At 74.6% G+C, this 21,534-nt stretch carries 17 protein-coding genes; 8 read left to right on the top strand and 9 right to left on the bottom strand.

All coding sequences use genetic code 11. The features are described from left to right. The first annotated feature begins 60 nt into the window (after window positions 1-60). Window positions 61-3,528 (top strand): ATP-binding protein, encoded by a 3,468-nt coding sequence (locus tag ACIA5A_RS04030; protein ID WP_396756498.1) that lies wholly within the window; start codon window positions 61-63, stop codon window positions 3,526-3,528. Window positions 3,529-3,530: 2 nt separating this feature from the next. On the opposite strand, the gene ACIA5A_RS04025 is transcribed toward ACIA5A_RS04030, so the two are convergent. Beyond that, window positions 3,531-4,226, bottom strand: coding sequence for a lysophospholipid acyltransferase family protein (locus ACIA5A_RS04025; RefSeq protein WP_396756182.1), 696 nt, complete (start codon window positions 4,224-4,226; stop codon window positions 3,531-3,533). A gap of 151 nt (window positions 4,227-4,377) precedes the next feature. Here ACIA5A_RS04025 and ACIA5A_RS04020 point away from each other — a divergent pair, with 151 nt between their 5' ends. Together ACIA5A_RS04020 and ACIA5A_RS04015 are read left to right on the top strand one after the other, a co-directional pair. Then, window positions 4,378-5,217, top strand: a complete 840-nt coding sequence (locus ACIA5A_RS04020) for a DUF308 domain-containing protein (protein ID WP_396756180.1) — start codon at window positions 4,378-4,380, stop codon at window positions 5,215-5,217. Between the two features lie 172 nt (window positions 5,218-5,389). Continuing rightward, the gene (locus tag ACIA5A_RS04015; protein WP_396756178.1) at window positions 5,390-6,808 is read left to right on the top strand and encodes a trehalose-6-phosphate synthase; all 1,419 of its coding nucleotides are present in this window, start codon (window positions 5,390-5,392) and stop codon (window positions 6,806-6,808) included. Between the two features lie 16 nt (window positions 6,809-6,824). Here ACIA5A_RS04015 and ACIA5A_RS04010 read toward each other — a convergent pair whose 3' ends face one another. From ACIA5A_RS04010 to ACIA5A_RS03985, 6 genes are all read right to left on the bottom strand, one after another. After that, the gene (locus tag ACIA5A_RS04010; protein WP_396756176.1) at window positions 6,825-7,652 is read right to left on the bottom strand and encodes an alpha/beta hydrolase; all 828 of its coding nucleotides are present in this window, start codon (window positions 7,650-7,652) and stop codon (window positions 6,825-6,827) included. Beyond that, the gene (locus ACIA5A_RS04005; RefSeq protein WP_396756174.1) at window positions 7,649-9,055 is read right to left on the bottom strand and encodes a flavin-containing monooxygenase; all 1,407 of its coding nucleotides are present in this window, start codon (window positions 9,053-9,055) and stop codon (window positions 7,649-7,651) included. The genes ACIA5A_RS04010 and ACIA5A_RS04005 overlap by 4 nt, the downstream gene beginning before the upstream one ends. 453 nt (window positions 9,056-9,508) lie before the next feature. Further along, window positions 9,509-10,210 carry an endonuclease/exonuclease/phosphatase family protein gene (locus ACIA5A_RS04000; protein ID WP_396756172.1) on the bottom strand — a complete coding sequence of 234 codons (702 nt, stop codon included), beginning with the start codon at window positions 10,208-10,210 and terminating at the stop codon, window positions 9,509-9,511. Between the two features lies 1 nt (window position 10,211). After that, the gene (locus ACIA5A_RS03995; protein ID WP_396756170.1) at window positions 10,212-11,168 is read right to left on the bottom strand and encodes an ROK family glucokinase; all 957 of its coding nucleotides are present in this window, start codon (window positions 11,166-11,168) and stop codon (window positions 10,212-10,214) included. Window positions 11,169-11,232: 64 nt separating this feature from the next. Further along, entirely contained in the window at window positions 11,233-11,889 is a 657-nt protein-coding gene (locus ACIA5A_RS03990; RefSeq protein WP_396756168.1) for a hypothetical protein, read from the bottom strand. A 42-nt stretch (window positions 11,890-11,931) separates the two neighbouring features. Further along, window positions 11,932-12,387, bottom strand: coding sequence for an SRPBCC family protein (locus ACIA5A_RS03985; protein WP_396756166.1), 456 nt, complete (start codon window positions 12,385-12,387; stop codon window positions 11,932-11,934). 97 nt (window positions 12,388-12,484) lie between these two features. On the opposite strand from ACIA5A_RS03985, the gene ACIA5A_RS03980 reads away from it, so the two are divergent. The 5 genes from ACIA5A_RS03980 (at window position 12,485) to ACIA5A_RS03960 (ending at window position 19,449) form a co-directional block, all read left to right on the top strand. Beyond that, entirely contained in the window at window positions 12,485-14,293 is a 1,809-nt protein-coding gene (locus tag ACIA5A_RS03980) for an AMP-dependent synthetase/ligase (RefSeq protein ID WP_396756164.1), read from the top strand. Window positions 14,294-14,307: 14 nt separating this feature from the next. After that, window positions 14,308-16,002: a GAF domain-containing sensor histidine kinase gene (locus ACIA5A_RS03975; protein WP_396756162.1), complete on the top strand. Its 1,695-nt coding sequence runs from the start codon at window positions 14,308-14,310 to the stop codon at window positions 16,000-16,002. Window positions 16,003-16,009: 7 nt separating this feature from the next. Beyond that, window positions 16,010-16,678 (top strand): response regulator transcription factor, encoded by a 669-nt coding sequence (locus tag ACIA5A_RS03970; RefSeq protein WP_007072219.1) that lies wholly within the window; start codon window positions 16,010-16,012, stop codon window positions 16,676-16,678. A 199-nt stretch (window positions 16,679-16,877) separates the two neighbouring features. Further along, on the top strand, window positions 16,878-17,690 hold the full coding sequence (locus tag ACIA5A_RS03965; protein WP_396756160.1) for an SAM-dependent methyltransferase: 813 nt from the start codon (window positions 16,878-16,880) through the stop codon (window positions 17,688-17,690). An 85-nt stretch (window positions 17,691-17,775) separates the two neighbouring features. Beyond that, a complete protein-coding gene (locus ACIA5A_RS03960; RefSeq protein WP_396756496.1) occupies window positions 17,776-19,449 on the top strand; it encodes a putative bifunctional diguanylate cyclase/phosphodiesterase in 1,674 nt (557 codons plus the stop codon). Between the two features lie 73 nt (window positions 19,450-19,522). Here ACIA5A_RS03960 and ACIA5A_RS03955 read toward each other — a convergent pair whose 3' ends face one another. Next, complete coding sequence (locus ACIA5A_RS03955; protein ID WP_396756158.1) at window positions 19,523-20,191, bottom strand: response regulator; 669 nt, start codon at window positions 20,189-20,191, stop codon at window positions 19,523-19,525. Further along, complete coding sequence (locus ACIA5A_RS03950) at window positions 20,143-21,435, bottom strand: sensor histidine kinase (protein ID WP_396756156.1); 1,293 nt, start codon at window positions 21,433-21,435, stop codon at window positions 20,143-20,145. The genes ACIA5A_RS03955 and ACIA5A_RS03950 overlap by 49 nt, the downstream gene beginning before the upstream one ends. Between the last annotated feature and the right edge of the window lie 99 nt (window positions 21,436-21,534).

The raw sequence follows: 21,534 nt of genomic DNA, 5'->3' as shown, positions 1-21,534 counted from the left end.
CGGTTACCCGACTGCCCGGGCGCGCGGGACACTGGGCACCTCACGCGTACGGAGCCGGACATCGACCTCACCTGTGGACACTGCTCCCGGACCGCCGGACCGGACGACCGCTTCTGCGGCGGGTGCGGCCGGCCGCTCGCGGCGGCCTGCCCGGGCTGCGGTCACGCCAACGACGCCGGGGCCAACTTCTGCACCAACTGCGGGCAGCCGCTGCGCGACCACGCGGTCGCGGTGCAGGAGGACCGGCGGCAGGTCAGTGTGCTCTTCATCGACATCGTCGACTTCACCACGTACGCCGAGCGGGCCGACCCGGAACAGGCCCGCGGCCTGCAGCAAGTCTACTTCGCCACGGTCCGCCGGATGGTGCACCAGTACGGCGGCGTGGTGGAGAAGTACATCGGCGACGCGGTCATGGCGTTGTTCGGCGCGCCGGTGGCCACCGACAACGACGCGCTGCGGTGCGTACGCGCGGGGTTGGAGCTGCAACGGAGTCTGGCCCGGCAGCCGGCCGGACCGCACCCGCCGCTCGGTTTCCGGGTCGGCATCGCCACCGGCGAGGCGCTCGTCGACCTGGCCGCGGCCCGCGACGGCGGCCAGGCCTTCGTCACCGGCGACGTGGTCAACACCGCGAGCCGCCTGCAGGGGCTGGCCCCGACCGGCGGCGTGGTGGTCGACGAGAGCACCTGGGCGGCCACCCGGCGTGAGATGGAGTACGCCGACCAGCCGCCGGTGACGCTGCGCGGCCGGTCGGCGGTGAGCCGGATCTGGCTGGCCGTGCGGGCCCGGCCGCGGCGCGACGAGCAGGGCGCCGAGCTGACCCCGATGGTCGACCGGGACCACGAGCGGGGGCTGCTGGTCAGCGCGCTGCACCGCACCGTCAACGAGCGCACCTCCCAGTTGTTGACCGTCTTCGGCCCGGCCGGGGTGGGCAAGAGCCGACTGCTGCGCGAGCTGGCCCGGCACGCGGCGAGCCTGCCCGGCCCACGGGTCACCTGGCTGACCGGTCAGTGCCCGCCGTTCGGCGAGAACGTCACCTACGCCGCGCTGGCCGACATCGTCCGGGGGTGGGCCGGCCTGACCGCCGCCGACGACCCGGCCGCCACCCGCGAGCGCCTGCGCGAGCGGCTGGGCCGCCTGGCCGATCCGCACGCGGTCCGGCTGGCCGAGTCGCTGGGCCCGCTCGTCGGCGTCTCCGGCGAACGCCTCACCTCGGCCGAGACCGAGGCGGCGTGGCGGCGGTTCCTGCTCGCGCTGGCCGCGACCGGTCCCACCGTGCTCGTCTTCGAGGACATGCACTGGGCGGACGAGGCGATGCTCTCCTTCGTCGAGCAGCTCGGCGCGGCGGCCCGCAACGTGCCGCTGCTGGTGGTCGCCACCGCACGGCCGGAGCTGCGCGAGCGCCACCCGGCCTGGACCGGCACGATCAGCGGCGCGATGTCGATCTCGGTCCCGCCGATGCACGACGGCGACATCAACACGCTCTACTCGCTGCTGCTCGGCCAGTCCACGCTGCCCACCGACGCCCGCGCGCCGCTCATCGAGTTCGCCGACGGCAACCCGCTCTACGCCCAGGAGTACGCGCGGATGCTGCTCGACGGCGGGCTCGTGCCGCGTACCCCCACCACCGGCCCGAACCGGCTCGACCTGGCCGGCGGCGCGGGCATGCCGCGTACCGTCCAGGCGGTCATCGCCAACCGGCTGGACCTGCTCGACCCGGCCGACCGCGCGGTGCTCCAGGCCGCGTCGGTGGTCGGCGTGCAGTTCTGGGCCGCGCCGGTGGCGCTCGCCCTCGGCCGGCCGACCGAGTGGGTCGAGCGGGCGCTGCACCGCCTCCAGCGCCGCGACATGGTCTTCGAGCTGCCCACCTCGACCATGCCCGGCCAGCCGGAGTACCGGTTCCGGCACGTGCTGGTGCGGGACGTCTGCTACCAGCGGCTGCCCCGGGCCGAGCGGGTCACCCGGCACCAGCGCGCCGCCGACTGGCTGGACCAGCTCACCGACGGCCGGCAGCACGACCTGGCCGAGGTGGTGGCCAACCACCGGTGGGCGGCGCACGAGATCGCCCGCACGGTGGGGCTCGACCAGGCCCCGCACGCCGCCGCCACCCGGTCCGCGCTGCACCGGGCCGCCCGCCGGGCGTACGAGCTGCACGCGCTGGACACCGCGGCGACGCTCGTCGAGCGCGCGCTCAGCGTCGAGTGCGGTCCCGATCCGGCGCTGGAGCTGTTCCAGGCCGAGCTGGCGTTCTATCGCGACCAGGACGGATTCCTGGTCGGCGGCGGGGCCGACCTGCTCACCGGCCTCGCCGGCACGCTCGCCGACGCCGGCGACCTGCCCGGGGCGGCCAAGGCGTGGCGGCTGCTGGCCACCGCGGCCTGGGCCCGGGCCGACCGGTCGGAGACGCTGCGCTGCCTGGACCGGGCGATCCGGCTGCACGCCGCCCTGCCGGACAGCGAGGACAAGGTCGGCGCGCTGCTGGAGCTGGCCCGGGCGCACATGCTCGACGCGGAGACCGGACCGGCCTGCGCCGCCGCGCGCAGCGCGGCCGAGCTGGCCGAGCGGCTGGAACTGCGCGAGGCGCGGGCCAACGCCCGGATCACCCTCGCGGTGGCCCGCTACCAGGCCGGCGCCGAGGACGCGTACGCGGAGCTGGCCGAGGTGACCGAGGAGTGCCGGGTGGAGCGGCTCACCAGCCGCCGCCGGGCGGTGCACAACCTGGCCTGGGCGTTGCAGGAGGAGGGCGACCTGGCCGGCTCGGCCCGGCTGGTCGACGAGCAGCGGTCCCTGGACCTGGCCGGCGAGCACGGCCTGACGGTGAGCTTCAGCGACCAGTGGACCCGGTCCTACTACAGCGGGGACTGGACCACGGCGTTGCGGCTGGCCGAGGGGACGACCCGACGCCCGACCGACGAGTGGGACCAGCACATCGTCGCGATCTCCGGCTGGATCCGGGCCCTGGGCGACGACCCGGCCGCCGGCGGCGACGACCTGGTGGACCAGGCGCTCGTCGCCGCCCGGCGCAGCGGCTTCCACCGGGTGTTGCGGTCCACCGTGGCGCACGCCGCGCTCTGCCGGGCGGTGCAGGGCCGCCGGGACGAGGCGCTGGCGCTCCTCGCCGAGCTGGACGAGGACTGGCGGCGGACCCGGATGATCCCGTTCGCCGAGTGGGTGCCGGCGGTCGGTCACGTCGCCGGCCTGCTCGGCGGCGACGCCGCGGTGCTCGTGCGCGACCTGCTGGGCCGCGCCCCGCGGGCGACCCGCTGGGCGCGGTCGGCCGGCCGGTCGGCGGACGCGGCGCTGGCCCGGCGCGACGGGGACACCGCCCGGGCCGGCCGGCTGTTCACCGCCGCCGCCGAGGGATACGCCGGGATGACCGACGTCACCGACCAGATCATCGCCTCGGCCCTGGCGGTGGGTCCGCTCACCGAGGCGGACCCGCCGGCCGCGGCGGCGACGCTGGCCCGGGTGCGCGCGTTCGCGGACCGGCACGCCGCCACCGGCCTGCTGCGGATCGCCGGGGCCGGCTGACCTCAGGCGGGGACCGGCTGGCGCGGCGGCGGGTTCTTCGCCTTCTGCGCGTACGTGTCGACGTACTCCCGGCCGGAGAGTTCCATCAGCTCGTACATGATCTCGTCGGTCACGGCCCGCTCGACGAACCGGTCACCGGCCAGGCCGGCGTAGCGGGAGAAGTCGAGCGGCGGACCGAAGCGGATCCGGACCCGGCCCAGGTTGGGGATGATCTGCCCGGTGGGCTGGATGGCGTCGGAGTTGAGCATGGCCATCGGAACCACCGGGGCGCCGCTCTCCAGGGCGAGCCGGGCCACCCCGGTCTTGCCCCGGTAGAGCCGGCCGTCCGGCGAGCGGGTGCCCTCCGGGTAGATGCCGGCGATCCCGCCGGCCCGCAGCACCTGAAGCTGGGTGTCGAGCGCGGCCCGGGCGGCGCGACCGCCGGAGCGGTCGACCGGGATGGTGCCGGAGCCGACGAAGAACAGCTTGGTCAGCCACCCCTTCAGGCCCCGACCGGTGAAGTATTCGGCTTTCGCGATGAAGGTGACTTTTCGCTTGACGATCAGCGGGGTGAAGATCGAGTCCGAGAAGGAGAGGTGGTTGCTGGCCAGGATCACCGGACCGGTGGCCGGCACGTGCGCCAGCTCCTCGACCTGCGGGCGGAAGACCAGCCGCAGCAACGGGCCGAGGATGATGTACTTCAGCAGCCAGTACAGCACCGGGGTCCTTCCGGATCGGGTGGTGACGCGGGGGATCGTCCGGGATGAGGGTACGAACCACGTACGCCGCGCCACAACGCACTCCCGGAACCGGGCCCCGACGTGTCAGGATTCAGGGCACGACGTCAGGCCGCGGTGAAGGGGGTGTCCGGTGTCAGGGGGCGGGCCCCGCCGAGGGCGGCGGGACAACGGGCTCGACGCGGCCGAGTACGCGGTCGCGGGCGACGTCGATCCGCGCGTGGGCGAGCACCTGCTCGACGTGCTGGCGGCCGGCGGCATCGCCGCCTACCTCCAACCCTCCGCCGACCTGAATCCGGTGACCCGCACCACCACGGTCCCGGCCCGGCCGGTCGACCGGCTCTACGTCGACCGGTTCCACCTGACCACCGCCCGCGACTACCTCACCCAGCTCGCCGACGAGGGCGGCGGCGAGCCGGAGCGCGCCGACGAGCCGGACATCGAGGCCGAGTGGGCCAAGATCGTGGCCGGGTTCCACACCGGGCCGACCGCCGGCAGCCACCCCTGGCCGGCCGCGGAGGACGTCGACGACCCGGCCGGGCCGGGTGGCGGCGCCACCGGCCGCAGCGAGGAGCCGGCCGGCCCGACCGCCACCGACGTGCGGCGGCTGCCCTACGCCGCGGACGTCTCCGGCATCTCGGTGAGCCGTGACCGGCACGACGAGCCGTCGCTGCTGGACGGCCTGGACACGTTCGGCGCCGGCCTGCCGGACGACGCGTCCGAGGAGGAGCACTACACCCCTCCCCCGCCACCCCCGCTGCCGCGCTTCTCGAAATACGCCGTGCTCGGCGTGCTCAGCATCGTGCTCGGCTTCCTGCTGTTCCTGTCCCCCACGGTGATGTCGCTCGTCGACCCGTCGGTGGTGACGCTGCTCGGCTTCACCGGCATCCTGGCCGGGTTCGTGATGCTCATCTGGCGGCTGCGACCAGGCGACCGGGACGACCACGACCCGGACGACGGCGCGGTCGTCTGACCGGCGTCCGGGCGCCTGCCCGGATCGCGGGACGCCGCACGCCCCGGGTCAAAGGTGTAACAGGGGTGTAACTTACGGTCAGTAGGAATACCGCTGAACGTCACGTCCCGCACCGGCTGTCCGGTTTGCGCCTTGACCCGGTCGCCGGTACCCCTGCTGAGCGGATTGCCCGATGCGACAGAGCCCCCTCGTGGTGGTGGCCAACCGCCTCCCCATCGACGACAGTGTGGCGCCGGACGGCGCCTTCGAGTGGCGCCGCAGCCCCGGCGGCCTGGTGAGCGCCCTGCACCCGCTGCTCCGGCACACCCCGGCCACCTGGGTGGGCTGGGCCGGCGGCACCGGCCCCGCGCCCGAGCTGCCCGACGTGGACGGGGTCCGGATGCGCACCGTCGCGCTGAACGCCGAGGACTTCCGCGACCACTACGAGGGCTTCGCCAACGCCACCCTCTGGCCGCTCTACCACGACGCGGTGGAGCAGCCGGAATACCACCGCCGCTGGTGGGAGGCGTACCAGCGGGTCAACCAGCGGTTCGCCGAGGCCGCCGCCGAGGTGGCCGAGCCGGGCGGGCTGGTCTGGGTGCAGGACTACCACCTGCAACTCGTGCCCGGCCTGCTCCGCGCGCTCCGCCCGGACCTGCGGATCGGCTTCTTCCTGCACGTGCCGTTCCCGCCGCCGGAGCTGTTCATGCAGCTCCCCCGCCGCTCCGAGCTGCTGCGCGGGATGCTCGGCGCCGACCTGATCGGCTTCCAGCGGGCCCAGGCGGCGCACAACTTCGCCCAGCTCGCCGCGAAGGTGCTCGGCCTGTCCGCGACCGACAGGCGGATCGGGGTGGACGACCGGGTGGTCCGCATCGGCGCGTTCCCGGTCGCCATCGACACCGCCGAGATGTCCGCGCTGGCCGCCCGGCCCGAGGTCGCCGACCGGGCCCGCCGGCTGCGGCAGGACCTGGGCCAGCCGGAGAAGGTGATCCTCAGCGTCGACCGGATGGACTACACCAAGGGCATCGAGCAACGGCTCAAGGCCTACCGCGAGCTGCTGGCCAGCGGTGACGTCAAGGTCCGGGACACGGTGCTGGTGCAGGTGGCGGTGCCCAGCCGAGACCGGGTGGCGCAGTACCAGATCCTGCGCGACCGGGTGGAGCACCAGGTGGGCCGGATCAACGGCGAGTTCGGCCGGGTCGGCGAGCCGGCGATCCACTACCTCACCCAGCCGTTCGACCGGGCCGAGCTGGTCGCGCTCTACCGGGTCGCCGACGTGATGGCGGTGACCCCGCTGCGCGACGGGATGAACCTGGTCGCCAAGGAATACGTGGCGGCCCGGGTCGACGGCACCGGCGCGCTGCTGCTCAGCGAGTTCGCCGGCGCGGCCGCCGAGCTGGAGCAGGCGTACCTGGTCAACCCGCACGACCTGGACGGTCTGAAGCAGGGGCTGCTCGCCGCGCTGCGGGCCGGCCCGGAGGACGTGGCGGCCCGGATGCGCGCGATGCGGGAACACCTGGCGCACAACGACATCCACGCCTGGGCCGCATCCTACCTGAGCGCGCTGGAGGAGAGCGGGTCGCTTGTCGGCCGCCGGCCCGCCACCCGCTGAGCCGGCGACCCGGCGCTCACCCCGCGGTGGGCGCCGGGTCCTTGTCCAACCAGTCCAGGATCGCGTCGATCGGCTCCCGCCAGCGGGCGTCGAGCATCAGGTCGTGGCCCATGCCGGGGAAGAGCAGCGGGGCCGAGGCGTGCCGGCGGGCCGCCCGGGTCAGCGCCGTCGCCGGCAGGACCCGGTCGTCCGGGCTGCCCAGCACCAGCACCGGCGGCCGGCCCACCGACGGCTCCGGCTGCCGGCCGGTGAGCAACTGCCACTGCGCGCGGCGGCCGGCCCGGCCCAGCCGGGCCAGGTGGCGGCGGGCGTCCGCGTCCGGCAGCTCCCGGCTGAACAGTTGCCGCCGGTTGAGCCGCAGGCCGGCGCCGAAGACCGCCGGCAGCGTGCCGGCCGGGTTACGGCGCAACGCCGTGCCGAACGTCGCCCAGCCGCCGAGCACCGGCGCCACCAGCACCGCGGCCCGCGCCGGGTAGCGGGCTAGCGCGTGCGCCACCACCCGGGCGCCGGCGCCGTGCCCCACCAGCACCGCCTGCCGCGGCAGGCTCGCCGCCACCTGGACTACGTCATGGGTGTACGCGCGCAGCGTCGCCTCCGGCGCCGGCTCGCTGCCGCCGTGCCCGCGCAGGCTGACCGCGTACGCCGGGAAGCCGCGACCGGCGGCGTGGCCCAGCCAGTGCTCGGCGAACGCCCACGCGCCGTGGCCGAAGCCGGGCACGAACAGCAGCGGCGGCTTGGCCTCGTCCTGCTCCGGGACGGCGGCCAGCACCTCGCGGCGCACCGGCCGCTCCGGCCGGGCCCACTCCCAGGCCCGGACCACTCGCACCCGCCCGGTGGTGGTCATGTGGATCCCTCCAGCTCGTGCAGCGCCTTCTGCAGCGCGCGCAGGTAGTCGGCGTGTCCGACCTCGAACCAGTGCCGGGTGCTGTCCTTGACCTTCGCCGAGTACCGCTCGCCGAGGCCGGCGCGGACCCGGCGGTCGAACGCGGCGACCTGCTCCGGCCGGGTGACGCGCAGCGTGAGCAGTCGGGCGAAGAGCACGCTCTGCCAGTGCGAGATGGTGAAGATGCCGGAGTCCGGCTGGACCAGGCCGACCACGGCGAGCGTGGGGTGGCCGGCGCTGAACGCGTTCAGCCACAGCCGGGGCTTGCCGGAGCCGTCGTCGTCACCGAGCACCCGGCCCTGCATGAACTCGAAGCGCGGCAGGTATCCGGTGGCGAAGACGACCAGCTCCGGGTCGATCCGGCGCCCGTCGGTCAGCTCGACCGCGCGGTCGTGGAACCGGGCCACGTCCGGCACCGGGGTGATCTCGCCGTGTCCGACGTAGTAGACGAGCTGGCTGTTGGCGATCGGGTGCGTCTCGTAGACCCGGTGGTCGGGCTTGGGCAGGCCGAACCGGGTCAGGTCGCCGACGGTCAGCCGCAGCGTCCAGTGGTAGAGCCACTGCCGCACCCGCAGCGGCACCCGCAGCGCCAGCAGCGTGTCGTTGACCTGGTCGGCCGGGCGGCCGAGCACGTATTTCGGGGCGTACCAGTAGCCGCGCCGGGTGGAGTGCCAGCAGTGCGACGCCTGCTGGGCCGCCTCGACCGCGATGTCGCAGCCGGTGTTGCCGGCGCCGACCACGAGCACCCGCTTGCCCCGCAACTGGGCCGGGTCCTTGTAGGACGAGGCGTGCATGACCTCGCCACGGAACTGCTCCAGCCCCTCGTAGCGGGGCAGCTTGGGCGACCAGTTGTGGCCGTTGGCCAGCACCACGGCGGCGTACCGGGAGGTGCGTTCGGGGCCGTAGCCGCCGGTGCTGCGGGTGGTCACGTCCCACCGGCCCCCCTCGACCGGCTCGACCCGGACCACCTCGGTGCCGAACCAGACGTGCTGGCGCAGGTCGAAGTGGTCGGCGTACCGCTCGAAGTAGGACAGCAGTTGGGCGTGGTGCGGGTAGTCCGGCCAGTCGTCCGGCATCGGGAAGTCCGGGAACTGGGTGAACGGGCGGGACGAGATGAGGTGGGTGCTGGCGTAGACCGGGCTGCGGTCGTGTCGCCAGTTCCACGCCCCGCCGACGCCTGTCTCCCGCTCGTAGCAGTCCACGCCGAAGCCGGCCTCGCGGAGGTTCTTCACGGCGGTCAGCCCGCTGGCGCCGGCGCCGATGACGCAGACCGTGTCCCCCCGGTCGGAGACCGGCCGGTCGTCCCGGCGGGGGGCGGCCGTGGGATCCGGGTCGGGACGGTCGAGGTCGGTGGAGGAGGGCACCGGAACATCTCCTTTTGTGCGGCACGTATGCCGGTCGGTGCGAAATCCTGCCGAGAATGCCCGCCGTTGTCCAGCCGCCCCGGGCACCGTGCGGCTGCCGCACGGCCCGGCCCGGCGATCGGCCTGACGCACGGTCACCACGGCTGTCTCACCCCGCGTGACGGCGGGGCCGCGGGTCGGTCGTTCCTCTTCCGCGCCTTTGCTCTGCAGCCACGGACGCAGCACCGCCCTGAGCTGGGCGAACCCGCGCGGCTCAGCCAAGCTCGCGTCACCGCCGCAGTCACGTCGGGTGACTGGTGCGCATATGGGTGCAGAGCAAAGGCGCCGGCGGGCGAGGCCTCCCGCCCGCCGGCACGTCACGCTCCGTCGCGGCATTCGGCAATGCCTCCGGCTCGCACGCGCACCGCCCGCGACGCACCACCCGCATCGCACCGTCGCGGGCGGCGGGCGCGGTCAGCCGGCGGTCGGCAGCAGCAGGTCGACCAGGACCGGGAAGTGGTCGCTGGCGCGGCGGGTCCGGGGCGTGTCGACCACGTCGTAGTCGACCACGGTGATCCGCGGGTCGACGAAGAGCGCGTCGATGCGTCGCCGCGGATCGGCGCAGGAGAACGTGTGCCGGTCGGCCCGGTCGGCGGCGACCGCGGTGTCGGTCAACCCCTCCGCCACGGTCCGCCAGGCCGGCCCGTCCGGCCCCTCGTTGAGATCCGCGCCGGCCACCACCGGCAGCGGGGACGCGGCCAGCTCCCGCTTGAACGCCGCCGCCTGGGCGGGCCGCTCCACCGGGTCGGTGGACAGGTGCGAGCCGGCCAGCAGGAAGTCGACGCCGCCGACGCGGCACCGCGCGTACGCGGCGCCGCGCAGGTGCCGGCCCGGGGTGAGCGGGTAGCGCTCGCACCGGGTGTCGGTGACCCGGACCCGCAGGCTGGTCAGCAGCAGGTTGCCCAGCGAGGGCAGACCGCCGGCGGCGACCACCAGTCCGAAGGAGTCGGCGAGCGTGGCGCACTTCTGCCGCCACCGGAACCGGCGCGGTCCCTCCTGGACGATCACCACGTCCGGTTCGGCCTCCCGCACCACCTCGGCCAGCGCGGCCGTGTCGTCGCGCTGCGAGTGGACGTTGTACGACAGCACCCGCAGCGGCACACCCGGGCCCGCCACGTCAGATCCGCCGAGCCAGGTCGGCGGCGCCGATCACGCCCGCGGTGTTGCCCAGCTCGGCCGGGCGCACCTCGGCCACCGGCAGGCGGCTGCGCTGGGCCAGCGCGTCGGCGAACGACCGCCGGGTCGGGCCGAGCAGCAGGTCACCGGCGTCGATCACGCCGCCGCCGACCACCAGCACCTGCGGATCGAGGATCTGCGCCATGTCGGCGAGACTGGTGCCGAGCCAGCGGCCGACCTGGGCGAACGCCTCGGTGGAGACCGGGTCGCCGCCCTTGGCCGCGGCGGTCACCATCGGGCCGGTGATCGCCTCGGCCTCGCCGTCGGCCAGCTCCAGCAACGCGGTGGCGCGGTGCGGCTCCTGCCGGGCGGCGGCCCGGGCGAAACGGACCAGCGCGCTGCCGCTTGCGTACTGCTCGATGCAGCCGAGCCGCCCGCATCCGCACTGGTGGCCGTCCGGCACGGTGAGCATGTGCCCCAGCTCGGCCGCGATGCCGTTGGCGCCGCGCACGAGCTCGCCGCCGAGCACGATGCCACCACCGACGCCGGTGCCGATGGTGAACATGACCATCGAGTCGTCGGCGGCGCGGGCCGCGCCGTAGCGGAACTCCGCCCAGGCGGCCACGTTCCCGTCGTTCTCCACGATCACCGGCAGGCCGGTGGCGTTGCCGACGTACTCGCGCAGCGGTTCGTCCCGCCAGGCCAGGTTGGGGGCGAACAGCACGGTGGAGCGGGAGGCGTCGATCCAGCCGGCCGCGCCGATGCCGACCGCCTCGACGGTACGGCCGGCGGTCAGCTCGGTGACCACCTCGATGATGACGTCGCGGGTCTTGGCCACGTCGTCCGCGGGGGTGTCCCGTCGCGTCTGCACGAGTACCGCGCCGGTGTCGTCCACGACACCGCCGGCCACCTTCGTGCCACCGACGTCGACTCCGATGGTCAGCGTCACCGCTGCCACTCCCCTCTGCTGTGCTGCCCCGGCACCGGCCGAACCGGCCGTGCGCTCCCGGGATGTCCGGTGGTCAGGCCCCGTCGCCTGGTGCGTCCGCGCCCGCCTCGTCGGGCGCCCGTGAGGCGGGCACCACCCGAGGACCGGCCGGCGGCCGGCTCGCCGCCGGCTCGTCCGGCCCGGCGGCTTCGGCGGGCGGTTGCGACGAGGCACCCGGATCGGACTCGTCCGCCCCCCGGGTGGCGGCGGACCAGACGTCCTGCTCGGGTGCCGGCTGAGAATCATGCCCGGTGCGGGTCGCCTCGCGCCACACGTGGTCGGCGGACCCGGCCGGCGCGGGACCGCCCGGATCGCCGGGCGCCGCCGGGCCGCCCGGCGCCGCCGGGCCGGCCGGGTCGCCCGGGGCCGGCGGCGCGAACGCCCGCAACATGCTGGCCACACCGGCCGCGAGGTCGCCGGCGCCGGTGGCGAGCCGCTCGGCGAACTCCGGACTCGGGTCACGCAACGCGGCGATCCCGCGGCAGAGCGGACAGACGCAGCATTCCGCCGACCCGGTGGCGAAACCGGTACCGGCGTCGCCGGGGCTGTGACCGAGGACACCCGAGAGCATCCCACCGAGCGGGCCCCGGCCCGACCCGGCGGAGGCGGCGGCGAGCCGCGCGGTGGCCAGCAACGAGACGACGAGGCGCTCGGCCTCTTCCCGGGCCGAACCCGGATCGGTGGTGCCCATGGTTCGGCTCCTCAAGCGTGACGACCGGGACGGCGATCGGGATCAGTCTGCCGCACCGGGTGTCTCTACCCGGCGCTTGAGCTGCTTCAACGCCGCATCCATGATCATTTTCTCGGCCTTGCGACGGAACATGCCGAGCGTCGCCACGGACAGCTCCACCTCGAGCGTGTAGGTCACCGTGGTCGTCCCGTCCGGGTTGCCGACCAGGTCGTACGACCCGCGCTGGGACCGCTGCATCCGCGACGGCGCGACCAGGTGCCACTCGATCCGGGAGATGTCCTCGGCGTACTCGTAGGCCAGCACGTAGTCGTCGGCCATCACGCCCGCGTCGAGCGTGAACCGGACCTGGCTGGCGTAGCCGTCCTCGTACTCCTCGACCACCTCAGCCCGGCGCACCGCCTCGGTCCACTCCGGGTAGCGGGGGAAGTCGCAGATGACCGCCGCCACCCGGTCCGGTGACGCGCCGATGATGATCGACTGGGTGGAGGAGTCCGCCATGGGGGGAGGCTACCCGGCCGCCCGGCCAGGCGGGCGGGTAGGTTTCGACTCAGCCGACCAGGCCGGCCCCCGCCGGTGCGAGCACGAGGGAGTTCAGGTGCGCGAGTTCTCCGTTCCGCCGATCGTCACCGTCGGCGACGCGGCAAACCTGACCGACCCGGTCTGGGAAAACGCCGAGGTCGCCCCGGACGCGGTGCAGTTCGTCCGGACCACCGGCACGGCCGGCGCGACCGCCCGCGTCGAGGTGACCTGCCGGCAGTTCCGCGACGAGGTGGTCGCGGTGGCCCGGGGCCTGGTCGCGGCCGGGGTCTCCCCCGGCGACCGGGTCGCGCTGATGAGCCGCACCCGCTACGAGTGGACCCTGTTCGACTACGCGATCTGGGCGGCGGGCGCGGTCACCGTGCCGATCTACGAGACCTCCAGCGCCGAGCAGGCCGCCTGGATCCTGGGCGACTCCGGCGCGGTGGCCGTGGTGGTGGAGAGCACCGCCCACGCGACGCTCGTCGCCGGCGTCCGGGACCGGCTGCCCGAGCTGCGCGAGGTCTGGCAGATCGAGCTGGACGCGGTGGACGACCTGGTCGCCGCCGGCGCGTCGGTGGACCCGGCCGAGGTCGAGGTGCGCCGCTCCACGCTCAAGGCCGACGACATCGCCACGATCATCTACACCAGCGGCACCACCGGCCGGCCCAAGGGCTGCGTGCTGAGCCACCGCAACATCTACGCCGACATCGCCAACGCGGTGCCGGTGCTGCCCAACCTGTTCCGCGAGGGCGCCTCCACCCTGCTCTTCCTCCCGCTGGCGCACGCGTTCGCCCGGCTCATCCAGGTCGGCGTGGTGCAGGCCCGGGCCACCATGGCGCACTGCGCGGACACCAGCAACCTGGTCGGCGAGCTGCAGGACGTCAAGCCGACGTTCGTGCTCTCCGTACCCCGGGTCTTCGAGAAGGTCTACAACGGCGCCCGGCAGAAGGCCGAGGCCGACGGCAAGGGCAAGATCTTCGACCGGGCGGAGAAGGTCGCCATCGCCTGGAGCGAGGCCCAGGAGACCCCGGGCGGCCCGGGCCTGGCGCTGCGCGCCCAGCACGCCCTCTTCGACAGGCTGGTCTACGGCAAGCTGCGGGCCGCGATGGGCGGCCGGTGCCGCGACGCCATCTCCGGCGGCGCGCCGCTCGGCGCCCGGCTCGGACACTTCTTCCGCGGCGTCGGGGTGACCATCTGCGAGGGGTACGGCCTCACCGAGACCGCGCCCGCCGCCGCCGCCAACCTGCCCACCGGCACCCGGATCGGCACGGTCGGCCGCCCGCTGCCCGGCGTCACCGTCCGGATCGACGACGACGGCGAGATCCTGATCTCCGGGCAGATCGTCTTCCAGGGCTACTGGCACAACGAGGCGGCCACCGCCGAGGCGCTCACCAGCGACGGCTGGTTCCGCACCGGCGACCTGGGCCAGCTCGACGAGGACGGCTACCTCAGCATCACCGGCCGGAAGAAGGAGATCATCGTGACCGCCGGCGGCAAGAACGTCGCCCCGGCGGTGCTGGAGGACCAGGTCCGGGCGCACCCGCTGGTCAGCCAGTGCGTCGTCGTCGGCGACCGGCAGCCGTTCATCGCGGCGCTCGTCACCCTGGACGAGGAGGCGCTGCCGAAGTGGCTGGCCGGCCAGGGGCGCCCGGAGACCACGAGCGTGGCCGAGCTGCGCGACGACGAGGCGCTGCGGGCCGAGGTGCAGGCCGCGGTCGACCAGGCCAACCTGTCCGTGTCCAAGGCCGAGGCGATCAAGGTGTTCCGGATCCTGCCGCAGGACTTCACCGAGGCGACCGGCGAGCTGACCCCGTCGTTGAAGGTCAAGCGACAGGTCGTGCACAAGACGTACGCCACGGAGATCGCGGAGATCTACCAGCGCTGACTACCATCCGTCAGGTGCCCGCCTCCACATCCGGACCGCCGCCGACGCAACTCCTCGCGGTCGGCGCCCGCGCGGTCGTCCTCGCGCTGGTCGCCGCCCTGACCCTGTTCGCCACCCGCGATCCCGCCCAGCTCTGGTGGATCGCCCTGCTCGGCCTCGCCGGGCTGCCCGCCGTGCTCGCCCCGCAGCACCGGCTGCTCGCCCCGATCAGCCGGTTCGCCGAGGTGGTGGTGCTCGGGCTGGCGGCCAGTCAGGTCGCCGCCGACACCCAGCTCACCGGCGTCACCGACGGGCTGGGCGCCTCCGCGGTGCTGCCGTACCTCGCCGTGCCGGTCACCGTGACCGCGCTGCGCCGCCGGTTCCGCGAGGGCGCCGCGCTGCTCGCGGTGGCGGCGGCGACGCTCATCGCCAGCGCCGCGTTCACCGAGGTCGGCGGTGACCCGCAGCTCGGCCAGGTGGGCTATCTGGCGGTCTGCGCCCAGTGGCTGATCCTGGCCGGCCTCGGCCTCTACACCGCCGGCACGCTCCAGCGGGTGATGCGGGTCCGCGGCGAGGGCAAACCCCAGCCGTACGCCGAGGCGACCCGGCTGCTGACCCAGCTCCGGACGGTCGCCCGCCAACTGCCCGGCGCCACCCTCGACCCGGGCGGCATCTCCGAACACCTGCTGGAGGAGCTGCGGGTGGTCGCGAAGACCGACCGGGGCGCGGTGCTCTCCGCCAGCGGCGGGGGCCGGCTGGTGGTGCTCGCCCAGATCGGCGCGGACCGGGTCGACTGGGAGACCACGCTCGACGCCGACTCGGCCATCGCCGACGCCTGGGCCAGCCAGCAGCCGACCGTCTCGGCCCGCTCGCAGGCCCGGTCCCGGCACTCCGGCGAGGTGTCCGCGCTGATCGTGCCGCTGGTCGCCGGCGTACGCACGGTCGGCCTGGTGGTGATCGAGGCGGACACCGGCGCCGCCTACCCGCCGCCGGTGGTGTCCCGGGTGACCGCGCTGACCGGCCCGGCGGCCCTGCGGCTGGAGGCCGCGCTGCTCTTCGACGAGGTGCGCTCGCTGGCCACCAACGAGGAGCGGCAGCGGCTGGCCCGGGAGATCCACGACGGGGTGGCGCAGGAGCTGGTCATGGTCGGCTACGGCATCGACAACGCGCTGGCCACCGTGCACGACGACGCCGAGGAGACCGCCGACTCGCTGCGCACGCTGCGCCAAGAGGTCACCCGGGTGATCCAGGAACTGCGGCTCAGCCTGTTCGAGCTGCGCAGCGAGGTGGACCGGCACGGGGGCCTGGCCGCCGCCATCGCCGAGTACGCCCGCACCGTCGGCGCCTCCGGCGGCCTGCGGGTCAACCTGTCCCTGGACGAGTCCACCGCCCGGCTGCCGGCCGCCACCGAGGCCGAGTTGCTGCGCATCGCCCAGGAGGCGGTGACCAACGCGCGCAAGCACGCCGGCGCGTCGAACCTCTGGGTCACGTGCGAGGTGGATCCCCCGTACGCCCGGATCGAAGTGTCGGATGACGGTCACGGCATCGGTGACCAGCGCCCCGAGGGGCACTATGGTCTTGCGATCATGACGGAGAGGGCGGAACGTATCCGAGGCCGGTTGGAGATCAGGCCGCGGCAACCCAGCGGCACAACCGTGGCGGTGGTACTCGGCTCGTCGCCCCGGCGCGATAAGGTGCGCGGCAGCGCCGCAGCAGCAGAAGGGGAGTAACCCGAGGATGACCACCAGCCCGACACCGGCCACCCGGACCAAGGTTCTCCTTGTGGACGACCACGACCTGATCCGCAAGGGTCTGCGACACGCCTTCGAGCGGGACCGCCAGTTCGAGGTGGTGGGCGAGGCCGCCACCGCCGCGGAGGGCGTGCGCCAGGCCGGCGCGCTCCAGCCCGACGTGGTGATCATGGACCTGCGGCTGCCCGACGGCAGTGGCCTCGAGGCCACCCGCGCGCTGCGCAAGTCCAGCGCCTCGATGGGCATCGTCGTGCTGACCATGTACGCCGGCGACGACCAGCTCTTCGGCGCGCTGGAGGCGGGGGCGAGCGCGTTCGTGCCGAAGACCGCCCCGGCCGACGAGGTGGTGGCCGCCGCCCGGCACGCCGCCTCCTCCCCCAGCGCGTTCACCGCGGCCGACCTGGCCGAGGCGATGAAGCGCCGGCTGGCGCCGTCCGGCCCGCAGCTCAGCCCGCGCGAGGGTCAGGTGCTGCGGCTGCTCGCCGACGGCATGAGCGTGGCCGGCATCGCCAAGCAGCTCTTCGTCAGCGAGTCGACCGCCAAGACCCACATCTCCAAGCTCTACGAGAAGCTGGGCGCGGCCAACCGGGCCCAGGCGCTGATGACCGCGCTGCGACTGGGGCTGCTGGAGGCCCCCGACGCGCCGAAGTTCTGACGTCCACCGCCGGAGAGGCCCGAGTCCGTACGCCGGACGCGGGCCTCTCCGGCATTCCGGGCCGGCGGTGACCGCGCACGGTGAGCGGCCGGACGCGCAGCGACGGCGGTCTTTGCACCACGACGACGGGCGGGCAGAATACCCGGGTGATCCGCGCGGCGGTGAGGCCGCGAGTCGCCGACACCCAAGGGGCAGGGACATGCAGCGGCCGGACTGGGCACCCGAGACGATCGACATCGAGCGCCCGAGCGTCGCCCGCATGTACGACTACTACCTGGGCGGGTCGCACAACTTCGCGGCCGACCGGGCCGCCGCCCGGGCGATGGTGGAGGCGGTGCCGGAGGCCCCGCTGATGGCGCAGGCCAACCGCGCCTTCCTCCGCCGGGCGGTGCACTACCTGGTCGGGGCCGGCGTGCGCCAGTTCCTGGACATCGGCTCCGGCATCCCCACCGTGGGCAACGTGCACGAGATCGCCCAGCGGATGGACCCGGCCTCCCGGGTGGTCTACGTCGACGTGGACCCGGTGGCCGTGGCGCACAGCCAGGAGATCCTGGCCGGCAACGAGCGGGCCGTGGTGCTCCAGGAGGACCTGCGCCACCCGGAGGCGATCCTCGGCCATCCGGACGTCACCCGGCTGCTCGACTTCTCCGAGCCGGTAGCGGTGATGATCGTGGCGGTGCTGCACTTCGTCCCGGACTCCGACCATCCGGAGGAGATCCTGCGGCGGCTGCGCGCCGCGCTGGCGCCCGGCAGCCACCTGGTGCTCTCCCAGGCCAGCGACGACGGCCGCGACGGCACCGGCGAGCGGGCCGAGGCGGAGCGGGTCTACCGGCGCACCGACAGCCAACTGTTCATCCGTGGCCGGTCCGAGCTGACCGCGCTCTTCGCGGGCTTCGAGCTGGTCGACCCGGGCGTGGTGTGGGTGCCGCAGTGGCGGCCGGACGCGCCGGACCAGGCGGAGCACGCCGAGCGGGCGGTGTTCATGGGCGGGGTCGGGCGGCTCGGTGCCTGACGACGTGGCCGCGCCGGCGGGCCGCCGTCCCGGCGTCTTCGCCCGGGCCTGGGCCAAGGCGGTGTCCGGGACCAGCTACCTGCCGATGACCCAGGCCCAGCTCGAGGAGATGCTGCAACGCCTCACCGACCGGTTGGCGCAGGCGATGCGCGCCGACCCGTTCGACCTGCGGATCGGCCAGCAGGTGGGCGCGGAGCTGGTGCAGTCGCACATCGCCTCGGCGGAGGGGTTGGGCCGTACCGTCGAGGTGATCCAACTTCGGCTGGTCCGCGACCTCGACCTGGTCGTCGACGACGTCGACGACCGGATGGCCCGGCTGCTCGCCACCGTCACCACCGGCTACGCCCGGGCGCTGCGCGACCGCACGCTCGACGAGCAGGAGTCCATCCGCCGGGCCGCCATGATGGCCCGCGCGCAGGCCGAACGGGCGCTGCGCGACAGCGAGGCCCGGTTCCGGCACCAGGCCACCCACGACCCGCTGACCGACCTGCCGAACCGCACCCTGTTCACCGAGCGGCTGACCGCCGCGATCGCCACGCCCGGCCGGGGCGCCGACCGGGTCGGGGTCTGCTTCCTCGACCTGGACCGGTTCAAAGTGGTCAACGACTCCCTCGGCCACCAGGTCGGCGACGCGCTGCTGGTGACCGTGGCGCAGCGGCTGCAGAGGGCGCTCGGCGAGCACCTGGTGGCCCGCCTCGGCGGCGACGAGTTCGTGATCCTGGTCGAGCGCACCGCCGGCACCGACGACGCGGTCAAGGTCGCCGAGGCGGCGCTGGACGCGGTACGCGAACCGGCGCTTGTGGACGGGCACGAGCTGACCGTCTCGGCGAGCATCGGCATCGTGGAACGGCAGGTGTCCGGCACCTCGCCGATGGAGCTGATGCGCGCGGCGGACAGCACGCTGCACTGGGCCAAGGCCGCCGGCGGGGCCCGCTGGTCGCTGTTCGACGCCGACCGCAACCGCCGGGAGCTGACCCGGTACGCGCTCTCCGCGGCGATCCCGGCCGCGCTGGACCGGGGCGAGTTCTACCTCGACTACCAGCCGCTGACGTCGCTGCGCGACGGCCGGGTGCTCGGCATGGAGGCGCTGGTGCGCTGGCGGCACCCCGAGCTGGGGGTGCTCCGGCCGGACAGCTTCATCCCCCTGGCCGAGGAGACCGGCCTGATCGTCCGGCTCGGCAGTTGGGTGCTCGCCGAGGCGTGCCGCGAGGCGGGCACCTGGGCGGCCGCGGGCGAGGCGCCCCCGTTCGTCAGCGTCAACCTGGCCGTGCGCCAACTGCACCGCCCCGACCTGGTGACCGAGGTGCGCGGCGTGCTCGGGCGCACCGGCCTGCCCCCGGAGCGGCTGCAACTGGAGATCACCGAGAGCACCATGATGAGCACCGTGGTCGAGCCGGTCCGGGCCCTGCGGGTGCTGGGCGACCTGGGCGTGCGGGTGGCCATCGACGACTTCGGCACCGGCTACTGCAACCTGGCCTACCTGCGGGACCTGCCGGTCGACGAGATGAAGGTGGCGGGCGAGTTCGTCACCGGGTTGCGCGCGCCGGCCGGCGACCCGGGCGCCCGTACCGACGAGCGGATCCTCGCCTCGCTGGTCTCGCTGGCGCACGCGCTCGACCTCACGGTGACCGCCGAGGGCGTGGAGACGGCCGACCAGGCGGACCGGCTGCGCGCCATCGGCTGTGACGCGGGGCAGGGCTGGCACTTCGGCCGCCCCGGCCCGGCGCGGCAGCACCTCACCCACGCGCCCGCGGCGTGAGGCGGGGCCCCTTCTCGACACCTGGAGGCAGGCGCACGAGGGCACGGCGCCGCCGCGCGGAGCGCGGGTGGGGTCAGCTCGGGGAGCGGCGGGTGTCCGCCCCGTCCAGGTAGGCCAGCACGGCCAGCACCCGCCGGTTGTCGTCGCCGGACGGCGGCATCCGCAGCTTGCTGAAGATGTTGTTGATGTGCTTGTCGACGGCCTTCTCGGTGACGAAGAGCCGGGCCGCCACCGCCGCGTTCGAGCGGCCCTCGGCCATCAGCGCGAGCACTTCGCGCTCCCGCGCGGTCAGCTCGGACAGCGGCCCGGCGCCGTCGCGGCGGGCCAGCAACTGGGCCACCACCTCCGGGTCCATCACGGTGCCGCCGGCCGCGACCCGGCGCACCGCGTCGACGAACTGGTCCACGTGGGACACCCGGTCCTTGAGCAGGTAGCCGACGCCGCCGCGCCGGTCGGCCAGCAGCTCACGGGCGTAGAGCTGCTCGACGTGCTGGGACAGCACCAGCACCGGCAGGCCGGGCAGCTCGACGCGAGCCCGCACGGCCGCCTGCAACCCCTCGTCGGTGAACGTCGGCGGCAGCCGTACGTCGATCACCGCGACGTCCGGCCGGTGCGCGGTCAGCGCGGGCAGCACGGACGGTCCGTTGTCGACGGCCGCCACCACCCGGCAGCCGAACGCCTCCAGGATCCGGGTCAGCCCGTCCCGGAGGAGGGCGAGATCCTCGGCGATGACAACGCGCACGGCAGCTCCATGCTGATCACGGTGGGCCCACCGGTCGGGCTGGACACCGTCATCGTCCCATCGAACGCGGCAAGCCGGCGGCCCGTCCCGGCCAGCCCGCCGCCGGCCGCCGCCGTCGCCCCGCCCCGCCCGTCGTCGCCGACCACCACGCCGAGTCGCCCGGCGTCGTGCCGCAGCGCCACCCACGCCCGGGTGGCTCCACTGTGCTTGCCGACGTTTGCCAGCGCCTCGGCGACCGCGAAGTAGACGGCCGACTCCACCGGGGCGGGCGGCCGGCCCGGCAGGTCGACGGTGACGTCCACCGGCAGCGGCACGGCCAGCGCCAGTGCCCGTACCGCGCCGGGCAGGCCGCGCTCGGCGAGCACCGGCGGGCGGATGCCGCGGACCAGCCCGCGCAGCTCGGCGAGGGCCTGGCCGCTTGTCTCCCGGGCCTCGGCGAGCAGCCGGCGGACCGCCTCCGGATCGTCGCCGACCAGTTGCTCGGCCAGCCCGATGCTCATGCTCAACGCGACCAGCCGGGCCTGCGCGCCGTCGTGCAGGTCCCGCTCGATCCGGCGCAGCTCGGCGGCCTGCGCGTCCACCGCCTCGGCCCGGGTGACGGTGAGCTGCCGGACCCGCAGCGCCAGCTCGGCGCCGCGGGTCGGGGGCAGGAAGAACCCGGCGAACGTCACGTGCAGCCAGACCAGCCAGCGCCCGGCCGCCACCCCGACGGCCAGCAGCAACGCGCCGAGCGGGACGCAGAGCACCGCCTCGACGAGATTGTCGAGCGGCCAGAACGGGCCGTAGCCGTACCAGACACCGACGACGTGCAGCACCAGCGGCACGCCGATCAGTCCCTCCAGGCCGTACAGCGGCAGGACGAACGCGGCCAGGCACACCGCGCCGGTGACCGCGCCGGGCAGCAGCCAGGCCAGGTCCCGCCAGGTCGCCGGGTCGCCCACCACCCAGCGGAACCGCCGCCAGGTGCCGAACTGGGCGCCGGCCGGCGCCGGCAGGTAGGGCGTGGCCATCTCCACGCCGCTCCACCGGGCCAGCCGGCGGTGCAGCCCGGCGCACCCCCGGACCGCGGCGGTGACCACCGGGAAGAGGGCGAACCCGACGCCGAACGCGGGGATCAGCAGCAACGCGGCCAGCGAGAGCACGACAAGCGCCACGTGGGTGGTCAGCGACAGCAGCGCGGTCAGCAGCCCCTGGGCGGCGGTCACCGCGGCGGGCCGCAGCCAGGTCCGAAGCAGTACGCGCACCGATGCGTCCACGAACCTCATTCTCCGGCACCGCCGTCCCGACGCCTGTGGTGCTGGCACCACCCGTGGAGTCGGGACGGCACCCCTGACCGGCGGCCC

The organism is Micromonospora sp. NPDC051300 (assembly GCF_044455315.1).
GTDB lineage: Bacteria > Actinomycetota > Actinomycetes > Mycobacteriales > Micromonosporaceae > Micromonospora > Micromonospora robiginosa.
The sequence above is the reverse complement of the archived record's forward strand: the minus strand, read 5'-3'. Positions and strand labels throughout refer to the sequence as shown.

What these genes read in the sequence shown, in the direction of transcription:
- ACIA5A_RS04015 (WP_396756178.1), top strand. Translation starts at nt 5,390, where the DNA reads ATGCGACAGAGCCCCCTCGTGGTGGTGGCCAACCGCCTCCCCATCGAC.
- ACIA5A_RS04010 (WP_396756176.1), bottom strand. Translation starts at nt 7,652, where the DNA reads ATGACCACCACCGGGCGGGTGCGAGTGGTCCGGGCCTGGGAGTGGGCC.
- ACIA5A_RS03990 (WP_396756168.1), bottom strand. Translation starts at nt 11,889, where the DNA reads ATGGGCACCACCGATCCGGGTTCGGCCCGGGAAGAGGCCGAGCGCCTC.
- ACIA5A_RS03985 (WP_396756166.1), bottom strand. Translation starts at nt 12,387, where the DNA reads ATGGCGGACTCCTCCACCCAGTCGATCATCATCGGCGCGTCACCGGAC.
- ACIA5A_RS03970 (WP_007072219.1), top strand. Translation starts at nt 16,010, where the DNA reads ATGACCACCAGCCCGACACCGGCCACCCGGACCAAGGTTCTCCTTGTG.
- ACIA5A_RS03965 (WP_396756160.1), top strand. Translation starts at nt 16,878, where the DNA reads ATGCAGCGGCCGGACTGGGCACCCGAGACGATCGACATCGAGCGCCCG.
- ACIA5A_RS03960 (WP_396756496.1), top strand. Translation starts at nt 17,776, where the DNA reads ATGACCCAGGCCCAGCTCGAGGAGATGCTGCAACGCCTCACCGACCGG.